The organism is Clostridium malenominatum, from assembly GCF_039521365.1.
Taxonomy (GTDB): Bacteria; Bacillota; Clostridia; order Clostridiales; family Clostridiaceae; genus Clostridium_AW; species Clostridium_AW malenominatum.
Genome location: NZ_BAAACF010000001.1, coordinates 1,837,294 through 1,860,705, shown reverse-complemented (window position 1 = coordinate 1,860,705; position 23,412 = coordinate 1,837,294). Strand labels below are relative to the sequence as shown.

General features: G+C 31.5%; 17 protein-coding genes and 1 other annotated feature (1 of these 18 only partly in view). Of the genes, 15 read left to right on the top strand and 2 right to left on the bottom strand.

The window, feature by feature from the left end:
• Positions 1-17, top strand: a binding site (T-box leader); it begins 216 nt to the left of the window's first position.
• A gap of 147 nt (positions 18-164) precedes the next feature.
• From ABDZ69_RS09470 to ABDZ69_RS09445, 6 genes are all read left to right on the top strand, one after another.
• Positions 165-1,340 (top strand): ABC transporter substrate-binding protein, encoded by a 1,176-nt coding sequence (locus ABDZ69_RS09470; protein WP_343769077.1) that lies wholly within the window; start codon positions 165-167, stop codon positions 1,338-1,340.
• Positions 1,341-1,407: 67 nt separating this feature from the next.
• Positions 1,408-2,292: a branched-chain amino acid ABC transporter permease gene (locus tag ABDZ69_RS09465; protein WP_343769075.1), complete on the top strand. Its 885-nt coding sequence runs from the start codon at positions 1,408-1,410 to the stop codon at positions 2,290-2,292.
• Positions 2,293-2,303: 11 nt separating this feature from the next.
• Positions 2,304-3,269, top strand: coding sequence for a branched-chain amino acid ABC transporter permease (locus tag ABDZ69_RS09460; RefSeq protein ID WP_343769073.1), 966 nt, complete (start codon positions 2,304-2,306; stop codon positions 3,267-3,269).
• On the top strand, positions 3,250-4,020 hold the full coding sequence (locus ABDZ69_RS09455; RefSeq protein ID WP_343769072.1) for an ABC transporter ATP-binding protein: 771 nt from the start codon (positions 3,250-3,252) through the stop codon (positions 4,018-4,020). The genes ABDZ69_RS09460 and ABDZ69_RS09455 overlap by 20 nt, the downstream gene beginning before the upstream one ends.
• Positions 4,014-4,718, top strand: coding sequence for an ABC transporter ATP-binding protein (locus ABDZ69_RS09450; protein WP_343769071.1), 705 nt, complete (start codon positions 4,014-4,016; stop codon positions 4,716-4,718). Before ABDZ69_RS09455 ends, ABDZ69_RS09450 begins: the two co-directional genes overlap by 7 nt.
• Positions 4,719-5,479: 761 nt before the next feature.
• Positions 5,480-6,646: an ABC transporter substrate-binding protein gene (locus tag ABDZ69_RS09445; protein WP_343769069.1), complete on the top strand. Its 1,167-nt coding sequence runs from the start codon at positions 5,480-5,482 to the stop codon at positions 6,644-6,646.
• 54 nt (positions 6,647-6,700) lie between these two features.
• Here the strand turns inward: ABDZ69_RS09445 and ABDZ69_RS09440 are convergent, their stop codons facing one another.
• The gene (locus ABDZ69_RS09440) at positions 6,701-8,062 is read right to left on the bottom strand and encodes an MATE family efflux transporter (RefSeq protein WP_343769067.1); all 1,362 of its coding nucleotides are present in this window, start codon (positions 8,060-8,062) and stop codon (positions 6,701-6,703) included.
• Between the two features lie 213 nt (positions 8,063-8,275).
• Here ABDZ69_RS09440 and ABDZ69_RS09435 point away from each other — a divergent pair, with 213 nt between their 5' ends.
• The 9 genes from ABDZ69_RS09435 to nifJ all read left to right on the top strand — a co-directional run bounded on the left by ABDZ69_RS09435 (position 8,276) and on the right by nifJ (position 22,247).
• Positions 8,276-10,732 (top strand): sensor domain-containing protein, encoded by a 2,457-nt coding sequence (locus ABDZ69_RS09435; protein WP_343769066.1) that lies wholly within the window; start codon positions 8,276-8,278, stop codon positions 10,730-10,732.
• 200 nt (positions 10,733-10,932) lie between these two features.
• Positions 10,933-12,576 (top strand): M20/M25/M40 family metallo-hydrolase, encoded by a 1,644-nt coding sequence (locus tag ABDZ69_RS09430; protein ID WP_343769064.1) that lies wholly within the window; start codon positions 10,933-10,935, stop codon positions 12,574-12,576.
• A gap of 69 nt (positions 12,577-12,645) precedes the next feature.
• A complete protein-coding gene (locus ABDZ69_RS09425; protein ID WP_343769062.1) occupies positions 12,646-13,746 on the top strand; it encodes an AI-2E family transporter in 1,101 nt (366 codons plus the stop codon).
• Between the two features lie 10 nt (positions 13,747-13,756).
• Positions 13,757-14,455 carry a DUF1287 domain-containing protein gene (locus ABDZ69_RS09420; protein WP_343769061.1) on the top strand — a complete coding sequence of 233 codons (699 nt, stop codon included), beginning with the start codon at positions 13,757-13,759 and terminating at the stop codon, positions 14,453-14,455.
• Positions 14,456-14,474: 19 nt separating this feature from the next.
• Entirely contained in the window at positions 14,475-16,511 is a 2,037-nt protein-coding gene (locus ABDZ69_RS09415; protein WP_343769059.1) for a helix-turn-helix domain-containing protein, read from the top strand.
• A 200-nt stretch (positions 16,512-16,711) separates the two neighbouring features.
• Entirely contained in the window at positions 16,712-18,070 is a 1,359-nt protein-coding gene (locus ABDZ69_RS09410; protein WP_343769057.1) for an MATE family efflux transporter, read from the top strand.
• A 122-nt stretch (positions 18,071-18,192) separates the two neighbouring features.
• A complete protein-coding gene (locus ABDZ69_RS09405; RefSeq protein ID WP_343769055.1) occupies positions 18,193-18,402 on the top strand; it encodes a hypothetical protein in 210 nt (69 codons plus the stop codon).
• A 134-nt stretch (positions 18,403-18,536) separates the two neighbouring features.
• Positions 18,537-18,698, top strand: a complete 162-nt coding sequence (locus ABDZ69_RS09400; RefSeq protein WP_343769053.1) for a hypothetical protein — start codon at positions 18,537-18,539, stop codon at positions 18,696-18,698.
• 27 nt (positions 18,699-18,725) lie between these two features.
• On the top strand, positions 18,726-22,247 hold the full coding sequence (gene nifJ / locus ABDZ69_RS09395) for a pyruvate:ferredoxin (flavodoxin) oxidoreductase (RefSeq protein ID WP_343769052.1): 3,522 nt from the start codon (positions 18,726-18,728) through the stop codon (positions 22,245-22,247).
• A gap of 78 nt (positions 22,248-22,325) precedes the next feature.
• Here the strand turns inward: nifJ and ABDZ69_RS09390 are convergent, their stop codons facing one another.
• Complete coding sequence (locus ABDZ69_RS09390; RefSeq protein ID WP_343769051.1) at positions 22,326-23,387, bottom strand: Gfo/Idh/MocA family oxidoreductase; 1,062 nt, start codon at positions 23,385-23,387, stop codon at positions 22,326-22,328.
• Positions 23,388-23,412: the final 25 nt, after the last annotated feature.

Below are 23,412 nucleotides of genomic sequence, written 5' to 3'. Positions count from 1 at the left end.
CGAAATACGCCTCTATATGTAGTATAACTACGTATAGAGGTTTTTTTTATACAATGATTTAAAGGGGGCGATTTTGTTGGGGCTAGTCAGCAGTATGGATGAAGATGGTATTATAGATATTTTAATTAGAAAAGTTAATTTAGTAAGAAAGAAGGAGAGATATTATGAATAAGAAATTATCATTATTTATGGCTATGTTAATGACAGCATCAATATTTACAGGATGCGGTGGAAATGGAAATAAATCTACTGGAGATAAATCAGGAGATACAATAAAACTTGGATTAAACTATGAGCTTTCAAATGAAGTTGCCACATATGGACAAAGTCTAGTTCAAGGCATAGAACTTGCATTTAAAGAAATTAATGCAGCAGGTGGAGTTTTAGGTAAAAAAGTTGAACTTATTAAGGCAGATAACAAATCAGATACAGCAGAAGCTGCAAGCGTTACATCAAAACTTGCTACAAGAGATAAGGTTGTAGCCATACTAGGACCTGCAACATCAGGTAGCGTTAAAGCAGCAATACCACAAGCTACACAAAACAAAGTTCCATTAATATCGGCATCCTCTACAGCAGACGATGTTACTATAGATAGCAATGGAAAGGTAAGGGATTATATTTTCAAAACTTGTTTTAGTGACTCTTTCCAAGGAGTAATACTTGCAAACTTTGCAGCGGAGGATCTTAAACTTATGAATGCTGCAGTTTTAATGGATACAAGCAGTGACTATAGCAAAGGTCTTACAAAAAGCTTTAAAGAAACTTATATAAAGTTAGGTGGGAAAATCTTAACTGAGCAGGCGTATCAAGGAAAGGATAAAGACTTTAAAGCGGTATTGACAAACATTAAAAATGCTAATCCAGATATTATCTATTTACCAGGATATTATGAAGAAGTAGGTTTAATTGTTAAACAAGCTAGAGAATTAGGAATTAATGTTCCAATACTAGGTGGAGATGGATATGATTCACCAAAGCTAGCAGAGCTTGCAGGAAAAGAAGCTTTAAACAAGGTTTATTATACAAATCACTATTCATCAAATGATACTACTCCAGAAGTTGTAAAGTTTAAGGAAACTTATAAAAAGGAATTTAACAAAGAGCCAGACGCATTCAATGCATTAGGATATGATTTAGCATACTTTGTTGCAGATGGATTAAAGAGAGCAGGAGCTGCTGATAGAGAAAAATTAAAAGATGCTCTTGCAGGAACTAAAGACTTTACAGGAATTACTGGAACTTTCTCCATAGATAGCAATCATAATCCAGTAAAATCTATAACTATATTGGAAGTTAAAAATGGAGAAGCAACATTCTTAAAGAAGCAACAACCATAAAATTTAAATAGAGAGAGGGGATATTTCCCCTCCTACCCCTTCAATTTTAAGAAAAGGAAGTGATTAAATGGAGAAATTTTTGCAGCAGTTAATTAATGGTATTTCCCTTGGAAGTATATATGCTCTTATAGCACTAGGTTATACCATGGTATACGGAATAATAAATTTAATAAACTTTGCCCATGGAGATATATACATGTTAGGGGCTTATATAGGTTTTGCAGTAACATCGATTTTGCATCTAAGCTTTATACCAGCACTTCTAATATCAATGTTATCTTGTGCAATAATTGGAATTATAATAGAAAAAGTAGCTTATAAACCTATTAGAAATTCAACGAGAATAGCTGCTCTAATAACAGCAATCAGCGTTTCTCTATTTTTAGAATATGGAACTATGTATTTTGTTTCAGCAGAAACTAGAACTTTTCCTGAGGTGTTAAAAGGAAAACAAATAGGATTATTAAATAATAAAGTACTTTTAAATACAAAAGATGTTTATATAGTTATAATAACAGTTTTATTGATGCTTTTACTTCAATATATAATTTATAAAACAAAGGTAGGTAAGGCTATGAGAGCTGTATCTCACGATAGAGAAGCAGCACAACTTATGGGAATAAATGTGGATAATACAATATCATACACTTTTGCAATTGGTTCAGCTCTTGCAGGTGCTGCAGGAGTATTAGTTGGAGTATATTACAATTCAATAGATCCTCTAATGGGTATGCTACCGGGTCTTAAAGCCTTTGTAGCAGCAGTTATAGGAGGAATTGGTGTCATCCCTGGCGCTATGTTTGGTGGAATATTCTTAGGTTTCACAGAAACAATGGTAAGTGCTTATGGAAACTCACTATATAAAGATGCAGTTGCTTTTGCCATATTAATCCTGGTCTTAATAGTAAAACCTAATGGATTATTAGGTAAAAATGTTAAGGAAAAGGTATAGGGGGCGATACTTTGAATTGGTTTAATAAGAAAAATATTATAAGTTTTGGTTTGATAATTATACTATATGTACTATTACAAGTGTTAATAAGTGCAGGAATTATAGATTCATATATATTGTTAAACGTAGTCTTAATTGGAATTAATATTATATTGGCAGTAAGTTTAAATTTAATAACAGGTTTTACTGGACAGTTTTCCTTAGGTCATGCGGCTTTTATGGCTGTAGGAGCTTATACATCAGCAGTTATGACAGCAAAGATGGGATATTCTTTTATACCTTCTATCCTTGTATCAGCGCTTCTGGCAGCAGTAATGGGATTGGTCATAGGCATACCAACTTTAAGATTAAAGGGGGATTATCTTGCTATAGCTACCCTAGGTTTTAGTGAAATAGTTAGAATAATATTATTAAATTTTGAATATGTAGGAGGAGCTAGTGGATTAAATGATATTCCACAGTACACTACTTGGAGATGGGTTTTCTTTGGAGTGATAGGAACAATTATTTTAATTAAAAATTTTATAAACTCTTATGCAGGAAGAGCGTGTATAGCCATAAGAGAAGATGAAATAGCAGCAGAAGCTATGGGAATTAACACTACATTGTATAAGGTTTTGGCCTTTGTAGTAGGTGCTTTCTTTGCAGGTATAGCTGGAGCTTTATATGCAAACTACTTCTATTTTATAAAGCCAAATAACTTCGGATTTATGAGATCCATCGATATTTTAGTTATAGTAGTTTTTGGAGGAATGGGAAGCATTGCAGGATCTGTTGCGGGAGCAATTGCTCTTTCTATAATATCCTTATTTCTTCAAAACATTCCAGAGCTTAGAATGGTTATTTACTCAGTAATATTATTTTTAATCATGGTATATAGACCTCAAGGTCTTTTAGGTAAAAGTGAAGGTAAAAATAAAAGTAAAATTAAATTGTTTGAGAAAGGAGGAAAATCAAATGGCAGTATTGACAATTGATAATTTATCAAAGAGTTTCGGGGGTATAAAGGCAGTATCAAATATTAACATGATGATTGATAAGGGGGATGTAGTTGGACTCATTGGTCCTAATGGAGCGGGAAAAACAACCTTTTTTAATCTATTAACCGGAATGTACACTCCAACTAGTGGAAAAATTTCTTTTGAGGATTTACACTTAAACAACTTAAAACCGTATAAAATAACGGATTATGGAATTGCGAGAACCTTTCAAAATATAAGATTGTTTAAAAATATGACTGTAATTGAAAATGTAACTTTAGGGTTTCATAAAAATATTAAGTATGGCCTCTTAGCTAGCTTTTTTAAACTTCCTTCTTTCTATAAAGAAGAAAAGAGAGTTTATAGTGAAGCATTAGAACTTCTAAAGAAATTCAATTTAGATCATAAGAAGGATGAGCTTGCTAAAAACTTACCTTATGGAGAGCAAAGAAGATTAGAAATAGTAAGAGCTCTTGCTTCTAATCCTAGTCTTTTACTGTTGGATGAACCAGCAGCGGGAATGAATCCAAATGAAACAAGAGAACTTATGGAATTAATAAGATGGATAAAGAAGAACTACGAACTTACAATTATATTAATTGAACATGACATGTCACTCGTAATGAATATTTGTGATAAAATATCCGTTTTAGATTATGGAACCTTAATTGCCGAAGGTAAGCCAGAAGTTGTTAGAAATAATCCAAGGGTTATTGAGGCTTATCTAGGGAGGAATGCAGCATGTTAGAACTAAATAAAATTAATGTATTCTATGGAGGTATTCATGCGCTTAAGGATTTGTCCATTCACGTAAATGAAGGGGAAGTTGTAACATTGATTGGATCCAATGGGGCTGGAAAAACGTCAATGCTAAAAACAATATCTGGCATAGTTAAGGCAAAAGAGGGGGCAATTAAATATTTAGATAAAGATATAACTGGTGCTAGTGCTTCAGACATAGTGAAAATGGGAATAGCTCATGTTCCAGAGGGAAGAAGGGTTTTCGCCAATATGTCCGTTATGGAAAACTTAGAAATGGGAGCTTATATAAGAACAGATAAAGAGGGGATTAAAGAAGATTATGAAAAAATCTTTGAAAGATTTCCAAGACTTAAAGAAAGAAGAACTCAAATGGCAGGTACTCTAAGTGGTGGGGAACAACAGATGCTAGCTATGGGAAGAGCTTTAATGCTTAGACCAAAATTAATTTTACTTGATGAACCTTCTATGGGTCTAGCACCAATCATGGTTGATGAAATATTTTCCATAATACAAGATATAAACAAATCTGGTACAACAGTACTTTTAGTTGAGCAAAATGCTAATATGGCTTTATCAATAGCGCATAGAGCTTATGTTATACAGACTGGAAGTATTGCGCTTGAGGGTAATGGTTGTGATTTATTAAATAATGAAAATGTCAAAAAGACTTATTTAGGTGGTTAAAAAAGTAAGGACAATTTTTATTTGGTAATAGTTATTAAACCCATTGACGATTATCCTTTAGTGTGATAAACTATTTAGTATAATAACAAAACAATGATGATGGAGAGAAAAATATCTGCAAATTAGTTAAAGAGAGCTAGGGATGGTGGAAGCCTAGTGCTAATGGATATATAATAGTAGCTTCTGAATTGTATAGCCGAAATAGTAGTAGGTTATCACCCTTTAGCACAGGTTACAGTGCACGGTTTATTAGAACCTATTAAGGTTACTGTTGAAAAATAGTAACGAATTAGAGTGGTACAGCGAAATACGCCTCTATACGTAGTATAACTACGTATAGAGGTTTTTTTATATAAACAGCGTTCTGGGACAAATAATCAATATGAAAATAATGAAGACGGAGAGAAAAATATCCACAAATTAGTTAAAGAGAGCTAGGGATGGTGTGAGCCTAGTATTAATGGATATGTAATAGTAGCTCCTGAATTGTATAGCCGAAGTAGTAGTAGGTTATCACCCTTTAGCACAGGTTACAGTGCACGGTTTGTTTGAACCTATTGAGGTTACTGTTGAAAAATAGTAACGAATTAGAGTGGTACAGCGAAATACGCCTCTATACGTAGTATATCTATGTATAGGGGCTTTTTTTATACAAAAATACAAAAGGGGGCGATTTTGTTGGGGCTAGTCAGTAATATGGATGATGATGGTAGTGTAGTATATTAATTAAAAAATAAGGAAAATAAGAAGGGAGAATAATTATGAAAAAGAAATTATCAATATTTATAGCAATGTTAATGACGGCATCAATATTTACAGGATGCGGTGCAAAGAAAACAAATGGGAATGAAGGAAATACAATAAAGATTGGATTAAACTATGAACTTTCAAACGAAGTTGCTACCTATGGACAAGGTGTTGTTAGCGGTTTGGAGCTTGCCTTTAAAGAAATTAATGATGCAGGTGGGGTTTTAGGTAAACAAATTGAACTCATTAAAGTAGATAATAAATCAGATACAGCAGAAGCTGCAAGCGTTGCATCTAAGCTTGCCACAAGGGACAAGGTGGTGGCAATACTAGGACCTGCAACATCGGGACCCATGAAAGCTGCAGCACCCATAGCTATTCAAAACAAGGTTCCAGTAATTTCAGCATCATCCACAGCAGACGATGTTACTGTAGACAGCAATGGAAAGGTAAGAGAGTATATTTTTAAAACTTGCTTTAGCGATTCTTTCCAAGGAGTAATACTTGCAAACTTTGCAGCAGAGGATCTTAAACTTATGAATGCTGCAGTATTAATGGATACAACCAGTGATTATAGCAAAGGTATGACAAAGAGCTTTAAAGAAACCTATACAAGTTTAGGTGGAAAAATTTTAACTGAGCAGGCCTACCAAGCAAAAGACAAGGATTTTAAAGCAGTTTTAACAAATATTAAAAATGTTAACCCTGAAGCAATTTATTTACCAGGGTACTATGAAGAAGTAGGTTTAATCATTAAACAAGCAAGGGAATTAGGAATAAACGTTCCAATTTTAGGAGGAGACGGCTATGACTCTCCGAAACTACTTGAACTTGCAGGAAAAGATGCCTTAAATAAAATTTATTATACTAATCACTATTCTTCAAAAGATAATACTCCTGAGGTAGTGAAATTTATAGATACCTATAAAAAAGCGCTTAACAAAGAGCCAGATGCATTTAATGCTTTAGGATACGATCTTGCATATTTCCTTGTAGATGCATTAAATAGAGCGGGTGCTCCTGATAGAGAAAAATTAAAAGATGCTTTAGCTGCCACTAAAGACTTTAAAGGAATTACTGGTTCCTTCTCAATAGATAGCAATCACAACCCAGTAAAATCTATTACCATATTAGAAGTTAAGGATGGAGTGCAAACCTTCCTAAAGAAACAACAACCATAGAATAAAAAATTCCTCTTGAAATTCTATTATAGAAATTCAAGAGGAATTTTATCATTAAGCAGCTTGCTCACAAACATCCCTTTGTAATTTTTTAAATCTCCTTTTAAAAAGCAAGTACATAAATATTCCTTGGAAAGCCCATTGAGCTCCTGAAATCCACCAGTTGTAATATACCGGTGATTTTAAGTAGCCTATAAAGTACAGCATTAGGGGCACTCTAATCATCCATGCAGCAAGCAGGGAAATATAGAAGGGAGTTTTAGTATCCCCAGATCCTTTTAAAGCTCCTCCGTAAACTAGATATAGAGACATTGTAGGCTGCTCTATAGCACCCACCATTAAGCAAAGTATACCTAGTCTTATAACCTCTGATTCATTATTGCCCACAAACAATGAAACTATTAGTTTTGGAAAAATCAAAAACATGGCAGAGCAAAATCCCATAAAAATAAGTCCTAGTAATGCACAGGTATTAGCATATTCTTTAGCTTCCTTAAAATTTTTCTCTCCCACCTTATGACCAACCAATGCAGTGCAAGCTACACCAAATCCTGTCCCGGGTAGATATGAAACATTTTCAATAATAGTAGCAATTTGATTTGCCGCAAATGCAGCTTCACCAAGCCTCATCATCATAGAAATTCCAAGTATTCTAGCTATGCTGTAAGCGGCTTCTTGGAGTGAAGAGGGAATAATTAGTTTAACAAGATTTTTAATTCTAGATAATGAAAGACTTTTTATGTATTTTAATCGAGGTTTTATTTTTGAATATTTGAAAGTATAGATAGAAATAAATATAAAACCTACTATATGGGAAAATGCAGTTGCAATTGCAGCTCCTTTAATACCCATCTCAGGAAAGCCAGCCTTACCAAATATCATAGCCCAATCTAAAAATATATTTATAATATTAATAATTATAGCGGCAATTAATGGGGTTTTTGTATTTTTAGTTCCTCTTAGTATTGAGTTAAGCACGCTCATAATCATATTAAAAAATAAGCCGACGGAGGTTATTCTCAAATATACTATTCCTAATCTTAGAACCTCACCTTTAGCACCACCATAGAATAAAATTTTGGGTGCAAATATAAAAGCAGAACTAGATACTATTAAGGAAAGTATAATTCCTATCATAAGAGAAAGAGTGGCATATTCTTCTGCTAAATCAAATTTATTTGCCCCTAAAGTTCTTGAAACTAGGGATATGGCACCAACACAAACACCTAGGAGAATGAATATGTTTACAACTCCTGTCATTATTTCAGAACATAATCCTACAGTACTTACGGCAACTTGTCCACCATAATTTCCTACCATCATCGTATCAAAGAGCCAAATCATCATATAGAGAAACATTTCTGCTACTGCAGGCAGCGCTACAGAAAGCACCTCTTTTACAATTTTTTTATTCAATTATCATCATCCTTTTCTAGCATAATCAACAGAATTTTTAAAAACATATTCATTGTATCATAGAAGCAATATAGAATCTACCGAGGATATAATATCAAATTGGAAATAAAATTTAAAATAAAATTTAGATATACTTTAATAATATGGAAAAAGATGATAAAATTAATATAATAAGAAAGAATAATGGAATAAAAACAAAAGGTAGGGAGAAAAATGTTTAAATTTGCAAACATGAACAAGGAGGGAAATAAAGATATTTGTAATAGTGAAAAAATGAATCCAAGAATTGAAGCTTTAAGGATTTCAGTTGTTTATAGCTTGGTAGGTTTTTTATGGATAGTTTTTTCAGATTCAATTCTAGATATATTTAGCAGTGATTTGAAGCTATATAAAGCTATGCAAACTTATAAAGGATTTATATTCGTACTATTATCTTCAGTAATAATTTATATATTAATACAAAATAAAATTCACATTATTAAAAAGCAAATGGAAAAAACCATAAGGGTTTACGAGGAACTTAGTGCCTCCTATGAACAATTAACTGCTATAGAGGAAGAATTAAGAGAGCAATTTAATGAACTTCAAAAAAGTAAAAATGATTTGATAAGAAGCGAACAGCGTTATGAACTTGCTGTAGAAGGAGCCAATGATGGTATTTGGGATTGGGATATACCTAAAGGGAAATACTTTTTCTCTTTAAATTTAAAAGAATCTTTTGGATATATAGAAGGGGAACTTGAAAATAAAATAGAAGTATGGCAAAGTCTAATTCATCCAGATGACAAAGAAGTGGCAATTAAAATATTAAACGACTATTTAAAAAAGCCATTAGAAACTTATAAAAATACATATAGAGTTCGTACTAAAAATGGTACTTATAGGTGGATATTAAGCCATGGTAAAGCCTTATTAGATGGTGAGGGCAATGTGTTTAGATTTGCTGGTTCTCATACGGATATAACAGAGCAATTAAATATTGAAGAATATTTAAGAAGAGAAAGGGCTTTATCAGAAAATATTATGAATAATGTTTCGGTAATTATTGCCATTTGGGATAAGAATGGAAAGATTAAAAGAATTAACTCCTTCGCAGAAAAACGTTTGGGGTATTCATCTATGGAGGTGTATAACAATAGTTGGTTAGATACTTTAGTGCCAAAAGAAAATAGAGTTTATATGAAATCTATTTATAGAAAGATAATTAATGGAGAGATGCCATTAAACCATGAAAGTCAGCTCATCAGCAAAAGCGGCAAAATTGTTGATGTTTTATGGAATAGTAGTTCCATAATTAATAATGAAGGAAATATTACAGAAATTATATCTGTTGGTACAGATATAACAGAAAGAAAAAATTTAGAGAAAAAGCTTCATAAATTAGCTTACTATGATTCTTTAACTGGGCTGCTAAATAGAGATATGATTGAAGTAAAGGTTGAAAATTTAATAACGCAAAGAGAAAAGGATGAAAATTATAGGTTTGCATTTATATACCTAGATATAGATAATTTTAAGCATGTAAACGACACTTTAGGTCATTTTACAGGAGACATATTATTAAAATATATATCAGATATAATGAAAAACCACTTTAAAACCCCAAATTTAATAGGAAGGTTAAGTGGAGATGAATTTGTTATTGTATTAGAAGACATAGACGATAGAGAAGAAGTAGTTTTTAAGCTAGAAGAAGTACTTAAAGATATTAGAGTGCCTTGGGTAAATGATGAAAATGAATTTTTTATATCTATAAGTATGGGAATTGCTATGTATCCTGAACACGGAAAAAATTTTTTAACCTTACTGAAAAATTCAGATACTGCTATGTTTTATACTAAGGAAAAGGGTAAAAATGCATATAATTTCTATGAAGATAAGATGAGAGAAAAATCCTATAATTATTTAAACTTAGTAAATCAACTTAGAAAAGCTATAAATAATGAAGAATTTGCTTTGTTCTATCAACCTTTGATAAATTTAAAATCTGGAAAAATTATAGGAGTAGAAGCTTTGATAAGATGGATACATCCAGAAAAAGGCTTTATTTCGCCTACGGAATTTATACCTTTTTCAGAAGAAACTGGTTTAATTAATGAAATAGGCGAATGGGTATTAAAAACTGCTTTACACCAAAAAAAGAATTGGGAAGAAAAAGGATATAAAGATTTAAAGGTGTCAATAAATCTGTCCAGCTCAAAGTTTAAAAAAGGTAACCTATCTTGGGAAATTGATGATTTGCTAGATAATTTTAATGTTAATCAGGAAAGTATTACATTTGAAATTACTGAAACCGCTGTTATGGGAGATATGAATATAGCTATAGAAACTCTTAAAAAATTAAGAACTAAAGGAATTCAAATAGCTCTCGATGATTTCGGTACGGGATATTCCTCCTTAACCTATTTAAAAGCCCTACCCATAGACATTCTTAAAATAGATAGAGAATTTATTCAAGACATAGGGAAAAATCCTGAAAAAGAAGAAATTGTTAAGTCTGTAATAAATTTAGGACAAGCTCTTAGTTTAGAAGTAGTAGCGGAAGGTATAGAAACAGAGGAAGAACTACGACTATTAAAAGAGTATGGTTGTGATATTGGTCAAGGATATTTGTTTAGTAGACCAGTACCAGCGGAAGAAATAGATAAAATGCTTGAAGAAGCGATGTAAACATTCCTTCTTTAAATAATAGATAACAAAGACCAGAGAACAGATAAGGATAAAATTCCTATAGAATTTCATCCTTATCTGTTCTTTATTATTTGCTATTTCTTCTTTGAAGAAAATACTAATAGACAAGCTGCTCTTTAGGATATACAATGTTTATGGTAAAAAAATAAATATAAAATTTTTAGACTGGGGGCAGATAAATGAACATTAAAGACAAAATAATGGATACACTTTTGAAACTAGTTGAAATGCAAGGTATTGCAGGGACAGAGGATGAAAACTTAACTGCAAATAGAATACATGAAATTATAAGTGAAATAGATTACTTTAAAGAAAATAAGGACAAACTTCAAATACTAGACGTAACTGGAGATCCGCTAAAAAGGCATTTTGTCAGTGCTTTGTTTTGTAGCTCAGAACCTAGCAATAATACAATAGTAATTACAGGGCATTTAGATGTGGTTGATGTAGAGGATTTTGGACATTTAAGGGACTTAGCTTTTAAGCCTATAGAATTAATGGAAAGAATTAAAGAATTATCTTTAAATAAAGAAGCTATGGAGGACTTAGAATCAGGAGATTGGATTTTTGGTAGAGGAACTGCTGATATGAAGTTTGGTATTTCTTTAGGAATAGAATTATTAAGAGAGTTATCAATTAGAGATGATTTCCAAGGAAATATATTGTTTTTAGCAGTACCAGGAGAAGAAAGTAATTCTGAAGGAATGATAGCTGCTGTACCTCATTTATTAAAATTAAAAGAAGAATATAATTTAGAGTATAAAGGACTTTTTGTAACAGAGTGTTGTATTCCAAAAGAAATAGGTGACGAGAAAAAAAGAATATATTTAGGAACATCAGGCAAGGTAATGCCCTTATTTTTATTTGTAGGCAAAGAAACTCATGTATATGAATCTCATACAGGGCTTAATCCGAATCTTTTGTCCTCTGAATTAAACAGATTGCTTGAATTAAACCCGGATTTTTGTGATGAAGATAGGGGAAATGTAACACCACCACCGATTTGTTTGAAATCTACAGATTTAAAGGATTTATATTCAGTACAAACGCCTTTAATGGCAGCTTCCTATTATAATATATTGACGCTTAATTTATCTGTAGATAAGCTCATGGAAAAATTAGAGAAAATAGCTTACGAAGCTTTTAATAATGCAGTCAATATTGTTGAAAAAAATGTTGAAAAATATAATGTGGTTTCAAAAAGCAATAATGTTAGAGAGAAGATGGAAGCTAAAGTATTAAATTTTAGTGAAATATATGAAGAGGTTTTAAAGGAAAAGGGAGAGAAATTTGAAAAATTTATTGAAGAAAAAATTGAAATTTGGAGACAGGAAAAGAAAGATTTACAAACTATAGCTATTAATATAATGAAAGAAACTTATCTTCAATATAGCAATAAGGGTCCTTGCATAATCATTGGATTTGCTCCACCTTATTATCCTAATAAACATCTAAATTTATCTAGAAAAGAAGATGAAATTTTGTTAAAAATCATTGGAGATGGAATTAAGTTTTCAAGAGAAGAGTTTGGAACTGACATAGAGTTAGATCATTATTATATGGGATTATGCGATATGAGCTATACTGGAGTAGAAGATTTAGATGGTTTAAATTCTATAGTTTCCAATATCATTGGAATAAATAAATGTTACCACATGCCAGTTATGGAATTATCTCAGTTGAATATTCCATCTGTAGTATTTGGTGGACTTGGCAAGGATTTTCATAAATATTCGGAGAGAGTTAATATATCGTACTCTTTTTCAGTGGTACCTAATATTTATGAAAAAATCATTTATGATATTTTTAAACTTAATAAATAATTAATAGTTTGCAGTGGTAATTAATGTTATAATTTATGAAATATATAATTATCACAAGGGGGATTATAAGTGCAGTTATTTAAAGAAGACAAAATAAAATACTTAGACATAATAAAAATAGTTATAACAATAATGGTAACTATCAAAATCATAGATAACTATGAATTGTTTTTTCACTGGGTAAAGAAAATTTTTAGTATAGTTTCTCCATTTATATATGCCTTTATTATTGCATATATATTAAATCCAATAATGAAATTTTTTGAAGATAGATTTAAATTTAATAGAGGTAAAAGTATATTGACTACTTATATATTAATAGTTGCCATTTTTACGGTGTTTTCTGCTTATTTAATGCCTAAGATAGTAACGAGTATAATGGATATAATTAAAAATATACCTGAGTTTACAAAAATATCACAAAATTATTTTAATACATTATTGGCAGATGAAAGAATTAAAAGTATATTATTATCTACTGGGGATATGGAATTAAAGCCTGACTTTATAGTTTCTAAAGTAAGTAGTTTTTTAGCAGCTGTATTAAATACATTCTTACTAAAGACAGTATCATTTACTAATTCTTTTGTTAAATGGCTATTTGGTTTCATTATATCCATTTATATTTTAATGGATAAGGAAAATTTAATGGAATTAGGGAAAAAACTTGTATATATATTACTAAGAAAGAAGAGTGCAGATGGAGTTTTAGAGTTCTTATGGAATTTACATGATATGATAGGAGTATATATAGGCACTAAAGCAATTGATTCTACAATAATAGGTGTAATGGCTTTCATTGGACTAGTAGTCATAAAATCTCCGTACTCCTTGCTAATAGCTTTAATAGTAGGAATAACTAATATGATACCTTATTTTGGACCGTTTATTGGTATGATAGTAGCATTTACAATAAATATTTTCTTTAGTCCAATAAAAGCTATAATTGTTTTAGTGTTCTTATTCCTTCTTCAGCAATTTGATGCATGGTATTTAGATCCCAAGCTTATAGGAGACAAAGTAGGATTGAAGCCCTTTGCGGTAATTTTTGCAGTAACTTTAGGAGGAGGGCTATACGGTACTATTGGAATGATACTTGGAGTGCCTATTTTAGCTGCTATAAAGACTTATATTGATAAACTCTTATTGACTTGTAAACAATTGAATTAGGGTGTTTGAAATGAAGAAGAAGAAAAAAGGAGCATTTTTGTTTGCATTAATACTTTTTATATTGCTAGGAATAATAATTTTTAAAAGTGTAGACTACGACTTTCAAAAATTAGTTATTAAAATGGAACAAATGTTAAAAAAAAGAGTTATTGTTCCTGAAACCCATTCGAAAGTTGATAAGAATAAAAATGGAATACCAGATCCTTTAGACCTAGTAGAAAGCGCTAGACTTGAAGTTTTAAATAAAACAAAATATGTAGATGCATATTATAATGGAGGATATCCGCCAGATACCCAAGGGGTATGTACCGATGTAATATGGAGAGCATTTAATGGAATAAATGTAAATCTTAAAGATTTAATAGATGAAGATATTAAGAAAAATTTGGAGCTTTATTGGAGAGTACAGGGTAAACCAGAGCCCAATATAGATTTTAGAAGAGTACCCAATCAAGATGTGTTTTTAAAAAATAATGCAGAAAGCTTGACTACAGAAATAATACCAGGAGATATAGAAAATTTAAAACAGTGGCAACCTGGAGATATAATAATCATGTATAAACCTAGTGAGCATGTGGTTATAGTTTCCGATAAAAGAGATAGAAATGGAGTACCATATATTATTCACAATTACTATCCTCATGCTAGGGAAACTTTATACAACTATAAAAATTTAAAGGTTGATGGACATTATAGATGGAAATATTAAAAAGGAGAGGGAGTGGAGTATGAGAAGGGAATATGTAGATTTTGCATCCGGTCTACCTATAAATTTGATTTATATGGATATTAATGAATATCCAATCCATTGGCACGATTGTATGGAAATAATTTATTGTTTAAAAGGTAGAGTTAAAATAAATATTGAGACTGAAACTCATGTAATAGGTGCAGAAGAATTAGAAATTATAAACTTTGATGAAGCACATAGTCTTAAAGGCTTAGATACGGAAAATAAAATATTACTGTTTCAAATCGATACTACCTTCTTTAATAAATACTATAATATAGATAATATGTTTTTTTATACTGAGTCCTCCGTTAAAGATGCTCAAAAGCATAGCAAATATGAGGAACTAAGAAATTACTTAAGTATACTTCTTTGTGAAATGGCGCAAAAGGGTGAAGACTTTGAAGATGTAATTGAAGATACGTTGGTGGATTTACTTTATCATTTAATAAATAATTTTCATTATTTAATCTATGATGAAGAGGGATTAAAAGAAAATGAAGAACAATTTGAACGTTATGACAGAGTAATCAAATATATTTATTCAAATTACAACAATAAAATAAGCCTTCAAGATATAGCTAGAAGGGAGTATTTAAGTTCCCATTATCTTTCCACCAGTATGAAAACTACGGTAGGTTATAGTTTTAATGACTTCGTTAACTTAACTAGAGTTGAAGAAGCCATAAAGCTTTTGTTAGATACCGAAAAAACTATATCAGAAATATCCGAGGAACTGGGCTTTTCTCATACTAGATATTTTAATAAACACTTTAAGAAGCACTATAAGTGCACTCCTATGCAATATAGGAAAAAGTATTATGTAGATGAAGAAAAATTTTTAAAGATGAAAAAGTTCACTAATTTTCCCATAAAAGAAGCTTTGGAGGAAGTTTCCTACTATCTTCAAGATTATAGTAGATTTAATTATGAAGGAAAAATAAATAGAATTGATGTATCTTTATCATCGGAGGAAATTCTTAATAGATATTGGGAAGACTTATTTATTCTAGGAAATGTAGATAAATTGTTTAATGAAAATAATAAAAATATAATAATAGAAATGAAAAAGGATATTAATTTTTCTCATATTTTATTAACAGAAGTTATACCTGTGAAAAATAAGGAATTCTACTACTGGAGAGAAATAAGAGAGGTCATTCAGTTTTTATTAGACTTAGACATAAAGCCTGCTATATATATAGAAGATTATTCTTTAGGTTTTTATTCCTTTCTAGATTATTTTGAGGATAGCTATGGTAGCTATGAAATGGAAAAATGGAGATTTTATATAGATAAAGACCTAGAGGAAGAAAAAAAGGATATACTGAGAAAATATTTAATGGACTATGGTTTAGAAGTTTTAGAAGAGAAAATAATTAATCCTAATTATAATAAAATTTATGATAGTCCAATGATGCTGCCTTATTTAATATATGGATATTTAAATAAAGGGAAAACTAAATCCAACTTAAGGGTAATTGATGAATTTAAAGAGGATGAATTGATAAATAATGAAGTGTTTTTTGGGGGCAGTAGTATTGTAAATATTCAGGGTATAAAAAAGCCTTCTTATTATGCCTATTATTTATTATCTAAGCTAGGGAATAATATTTTATCTAAGGGAGAGGGGTACATTATAACTGAAAAAGATGAAGACATACAAATACTTCTTTATACCCTTGAAGATAAAATAAAAGAAGATAAGATAGATAATATACTGTACACCTCCAAAAAGGACAAAAGTACTATTGAAAGTAAATATTCTATAAATTTTGAAGGTCTGCCTGGAGATTATAGAGTAATAAAGTACGAAATTAATGAAAAAAAGGGTTCAATATATAATAATTGGGTCAACATGGGGAGCCCTAAAAGCTTAAAAGACGAGGAAATAGTACTTTTTAAGAAAATAAGTAATCCCTATATCACTCTATCATATAGCAGAAAAAGCCCTATATTCAATATAATTACAGAGGTTGAGGGCTATGGAGCTACATTAATAATACTGCAAAAAGTACAAAAGCACTTAATCTAAGGTGCTTTTTTTATATTTGGGGTAAAAACTACTATAATGAAATACCATGAGTTATACATTATAGTGGGAACAATGATGAATGAAGCTTTTACAAAAAATGTGTATACTTATAATTAGAGTAATAAGAAAGCAGGTGAGAGCAAAAGTGAAAGTATGGCTTTTGAAGCATAGTATATTAATTTAAATTGAGGAGGATTATTATGAAAGATAGTAGTAATATTTTTTATGAAAAAAGTACTAATAAATTGTTGTTGAAATTTGCAGTGCCATGTATTATATCTCTTTTAGTAAATGAATTATATAACATGGTGGACACCCTTTATGTAGGAAGATCTATTGGCGCTATGGCTGTTGGAGGATTAACAGTAGCTTTCCCTATACAAAGGTTGATAATAGCTTTAGGGCTAATGATTGCAGTGGGAGTTAACACCGCTGTTGCGAGATACTTAGGAGAAAATAATGAAGAGGAAATGAAGAAGACCATAGCAAATTCAATCACTTTAACCATATCCATAATTTTGGGTCTTACGCTATTAATATTTATATTTAGAGAGAGGATAATTTTAAATTTAGGTGCCAGTCGAGGAATATTCCCCTATGCAAAAGATTATATTTCCATAGTTATATTTGGGGGAATATTTCAATGTTTAACAGTGGTATACTGTCATATTATGACTGCACTAGGAGATACGAAAATTAACTTAAAGGCAGTTTCCCTAGGGGCAATTTGCAATATAGTTTTAGATTATATATTGGTAATAAACTTTAATTTAGGGGTAAGGGGAGCAGCTATTGCTACAGTAATATCCCAGATTGCGTCTTTTATATATGCCTATTATTTCTTTAATAAGGTAAGAAAAAGATTTAATTTAAAATTTCAATTTTCATTTGAAAAAGCAGTAGTAACATCCATAGTTAGTGTTGGATTTTCTACATTTATAATAGAAATCTCAGATGCCTTGGTAGCTTTCATATTAAATAATCTTTTATTAAGCTATGGAGGAGAAGAGTCTGTTATAATCTTCGGTTTGGTAACAAGAATTTCAATGTTTTTATTTATAACATTAATTGGAATAAGTTCTTCCATGCAGCCTATAGCAGCCTTTAACTTTGGAAGAGATGATTATGATAAAGTTAAGGAAGTAGTCATGAGTACTTTGAAAGTTGCTATAATTTCTTCTGTTGTATGTTGGCTAGGAATGTTTATATTTGCAAAAGATATAATTAGCTTATTTGTAGGCGAAAATAATATTTTATTTGATGCAGCTAGGATATTTAGAATAGTAATATTGGTTTTTCCATGTGTAAGTGTGTATTATGTAACAATTTATTTTTATCAAGCTATGGGAGAAGCAAAAGCGTCTTTTATGTTATCTATTTATAGACAAATTGTTATATTCATACCTCTGCTATTCGTGTTAATTCAGATGTTTGGTGCGATTGGTGCTTGGATTGCTTACCCTATTTCAGATATTATAGCCTCCATTACAGGTATAATATACTTAAAAAGAGGACTAGATGTGGAGGACATGTTTGGGTATGAACCAAAAGAAGCTTAAAAGGAATAAATTCTTAATCACTAATTTTTAAATTATTCATATAGTATTATTAGAGTTCCCTCTATAAGTAACAACAAAAGGTTAGAAAATGATGTACTTATGCAAGCAAGGAGGTGAACTTTATGGATTTAAATAAGATTGCTTATTTGTTCGATGGAGTAACAGTTACTGTAGTTACAACTAGTGCTACTTTTCCTATAGCTGTAGGAGAAATTGTAGAAGCATCTAGGGAAGGAAATATTCTAGTTTTGAAATTAACTGTAGGATATGACGGTATACCAGCAGGAGCTATAGTGTTTTTTAACACTAATCAAATAATAGCGATATCTTGATTAAAATATATAGGGATTTGATAGAAAATATCAAATCCCTTTTCTATTTTTTGAAAAATAATTTTTTTGAGGATAGATAATTATTTATAAGGGAATTATAAATTCATAATAATTATAAATTAGGAGGATGAAATATGAAAAGTAGAGATGAAGTAAAAGATGAAAATAGAAAAGATTATATTAAAAAGGGTGTGAAAACTCAGGGACAACACAGTGTAAATGAGTTTTCTCAAACCTTAGAAAGAAAAGCAATTAATGATAGCGTTAATGACAGAAAAGACATAGATGTTCTTTAACATATAAAAATAGGAGGAGATTAAATCATGACAAAAGTTACAAAAACAATGGATGGGAACCAGGCTGCGGCATATGCTTCCTATGCCTTCACTGAAGTTGCCGCTATTTATCCAATAACACCATCAACCCCTATGGCTGAAGGAGTTGACGAATGGTCTGCCCACGGAAAAACAAATATATTTGGTCAAAGGGTGAAGGTTGCCGAGATGCAGTCAGAAGCTGGTGCGGCAGGGGCAGTACATGGTTCTTTAGCAACCGGAGCACTCACTACAACATATACAGCATCCCAAGGTTTACTTCTTATGATACCTAATATGTATAAAATGGCAGGAGAATTACTTCCAGCAGTATTTCACGTTAGTGCTCGTGCTCTTGCAGCTCATGCACTATCTATATTTGGAGATCACCAAGACGTAATGGCTTGTAGACAAACAGGATTTGCATTACTTGCGTCTTCTAACGTACAAGAAGCAATGGATTTAGGTTTTGTATCTCACTTAGCAGCAATAAAATCTAGAGTTCCATTCCTACATTTTTTTGACGGATTTAGAACTTCCCATGAATATCAAAAGGTAGAACTTATAAATTATGAAGATGTGGCTAAAATTGTAGACTATGACGCTATAGATGAATTTAGGAAAAGAGCTTTAAATCCTGAACACCCAGTGATTAGAGGAACAGCACAAAATCCAGACATATACTTCCAAGGAAGAGAAGCTTCCAATAAATTTTACCAAGCAGTTCCTGATATAGTTAATGACTATATGGGAATGATTAAAAATATTACAGGAAGAGAATATCATCCATTTGACTACTATGGTGCAGAAGATGCAAAGCATATAATAGTTGCTATGGGTTCAGTATGCGACACTTTAGAAGAAACTATAGATTATCTTATGGCAAGAGGAGAAAAGGTTGGTTTTATAAAAGTTAGACTATATAGACCTTTCTGTGAGCAATATTTTTTAAAGGTATTGCCTAAAACAGTAGAGAAAATAGCAGTTTTAGACAGAACAAAAGAACCAGGATCAGTAGCAGAGCCTTTATATTTAGATATATCAAATATATTTTATAAAAATGATAAAAAACCAGTAATAGTAGGTGGAAGATATGGACTCGGTTCCAAAGATACAACTCCATCCCAAATGATAGCTGTATTCGATAACTTGAAGGAAAATAATCCAAAGAATAATTTTACCATTGGAATAAATGACGACGTAACCCATACGTCACTACCTTCAAAAGGGATTATAGATACTACTCCGGAAGGAACAATAAGTTGTAAGTTCTATGGTTTAGGTTCTGACGGAACTGTAGGAGCAAATAAGACAGCAGTAAAAATTATAGGAGATAAGACAAACTTATATGCCCAGGCATATTTCTCATATGATAGTAAAAAATCTGGAGGTACAACTGTCTCTCACTTAAGATTTGGTAAGAAGCCAATAAAATCACCATATTTAGTTTATAATTCAGATTATATTGCTTGTCATAATAGGTCCTTCTTATATAATTACGATTTATTACAAGGACTTAAAAAAGGTGGTACTTTTGTTCTGAATTGTCCATGGAATGAAGAAGAATTAGGAGAAAAATTACCAGATTACGTTAAAAAGTATATAGCGGACAATAATATTGACTTTTACACTATTGATGCCGTTGGAATAGCAGGAAGCATAGGGCTTGGCGGAAGAATAAATATGATAATGCAAGCAGCTTTCTTTAAACTAGCAAAGGTTATTCCAATAGAAGATGCAGTAAAATATCTTAAAGATTCTATAGAGAAAACCTACGGTAAAAAAGGTGAAAAAATTGTTCAAATGAATAAATCAGCTGTAGATAAGGGCGTAGAAGAGCTTCATAAAGTAAGCATTCCTCAGAGTTGGAGTAGTGTTAAGGTAGAAAAGGATGTTATAAAGGGCGTACCAGATTTCGTTAAAAACATTCAAATTCCTGTTGCTAGAATGGAAGGGGACGAATTACCTGTAAGTGCTTTCAATGGAATAGAGGATGGTTCTTTCCCACTAGGAACAACAGCTTATGAGAAGAGAGGAATTGCAGTATATATTCCTGAGTGGCAGATTGACAAATGTATTCAATGTAATCAATGCTCATATATATGTCCTCATGCTACAGTGAGACCATTCTTATTAAATGATGAGGAAAAAGCTAAGGCTCCAGATACATTTAAAACTAAAAAGGCAGTAGGAAAAGGACTTGAAAGTTATGGGTATAGAATTCAGATAGCTCCACTAGATTGTACTGGTTGCGGAAACTGCGCAGATATTTGCCCAGCTCCGGGTAAAGCCTTGATTATGAAGCCAGCGGAACAAGAAATTGAAATGGAAGCAGATAACTGGGATTTTGCAGTTACCTTATCTGAAAAACACAATATTCAAGATCCAGGAACTGTTAAGGGAAGTCAATATAATAAACCACTTTTAGAGTTTAATGGAGCATGTCCAGGTTGTGGAGAAACTCCATATGCTAGACTTGTTACTCAACTATTTGGAGATAGAATGATAATTGCTAATGCTACAGGTTGTTCATCTATTTGGACAGCAAGTGCACCATCCACGGCATATACAACAAACGAAAAAGGTCATGGTCCAGCGTGGGCGAACTCCTTGTTTGAAGATAATGCTGAATATGGATATGGAATGTATCTAGGTGTTAAGCAAATAAGAGAAAAGTTAATGCTTTTAGCTGAAGAAGCATTAAATAAAAATATTAGTGATGAACTAAGAGGAGCTTTAAGAGAGTGGCTAGAAAATGTAGATGATGGAGAAAAATCAAAAATTGCATCCGAAAAAGTTGTTAATGCATTAAAGAATACAGATTATGCAAATGACCCTGTATTAAAAGAAATAATGGATAAAAAAGATTATTTAGTTAAGAAATCTATTTGGATAATAGGTGGAGACGGTTGGGCATATGACATTGGATTTGGAGGAGTAGATGCTGTATTGGCTACTGGTGAGGATGTAAATCTATTAGTTTTTGATACAGAAATTTATTCTAATACAGGAGGTCAAATGTCTAAATCTACACCTACTGCAGCTGTGGCTAAATTTGCAGCGGCAGGAAAGAGAATAAGAAAGAAAGACCTAGGACTTATGGCTATGAGCTATGGCTATGTGTATGTTGCCCAAATAGCAATGGGATCTAATATGACTCAAACCCTTAAAGTAATAAGAGAAGCAGAGGCTTATAAAGGACCTTCATTAATAATAGCATATGCTCCATGTATTAGCCACGGAATCAAATCAGGAATGGGAACTAGTATGATGGAAATGAAAAAAGCAGTTGAATCTGGATATTGGCATTTATATAGATACAATCCTCAGCTTAAAGAAGAAGGAAAGAAAGCATTTATACTTGAGTCTAAGGAACCAGAAGGATCTTACCAAGATTTCATAAGAGGAGAAATAAGATACACTTCCTTAGCTAACGTATTCCCAGAAGTTGCTGAAGATATGTTTAGTGAATCAGAAAAAGATGCAAAGAGAAGGTATGGAATATACAAAACACTATCAGAAAACTTTTAATAAAAAAGCACCCAAATTTGGGTGCTTTTTTTAAGGTTTTAATATTACTTTAATACAATTAGCTTACTTTTTATAATATTATTTAAAAGACACAGTACAGCCCTTGTCGCTACTTTCCATAGCCATCTCAATAACTTTTATAACGTCTCTTGCCTGCTTAGGAGTGATAATTAATTTGTCTTTGCCTATGAGAGTATTATATATATTTTGGTAGTATTTTCTATAGTCTCCTTTAGCACTTTCTACTTTACCTTTTATATGAATCCCATTAATTAAAGTATCTATTTCACCCCAATTATCTTCACTCTCCATTCCCCATTCTTCATGATTTTTAGGTATAAGTCCTTTTTTTAAATCTTCTTCTTGAGGGTCCATGCCGAATTTTACATAGGAACCTTTATCGCCTAGTAAAACAAAATGAGGGAGATTTGCACGTACTAACATGCTAGAATTTAAATTCACTGTTAAATCATCATAGTGTAAGGTGAGTTTAAAGAAATCAGGAGCGAGTCCACCAGTTCTTTCAATTCCTACATTAGCATTTATGTATTTAGGCAGACCAAATAAAAATATGGCTTGATGTATTAAATGAGAACCTAAATCATAAAGAACCCCAGAACCTTTAGAATTTACTTCCTTCCATGTATTATGTTTTATGTCAGGTCTAAATCTATTAAAATTACATTCGTACTGAACTAATCTTCCAAGCAGTCTTTCTTTAATGATTTTTTTAACGGTTAAAAAATCATTGTCCCAAGTTCTATTATGATGAATGGAGAGAAGCTTATTTTTTTCTTCACTTAATTTTATTAAATCTTCACTTTCTTCAGAAGTTATAGTAAAAGGTTTTTCCACTATAGTATGTCTGTTCGATAAAAGAGATTGTCTGGCCAAGGAGTAGTGCTGAGGAGTGGGTACAGCAATAACTACTAAATCTATCAATTCATCTTCTAATATATTATTAATACTGGAGACTATAGATGCCCTGGGGAAGTTTTTATTTGCAAGACGTACATTTTCGTCCTTTCTTTCAAATATTTTTGTTATCTGAAAGCCTGGTACACTGTCTATAATAGGACCATTATAAATTCTTCCGCCGGCACTATAACCAATAAGACCTACATTAAATATTTTATCCAAATTAATCACCTCTTGCATATTTATA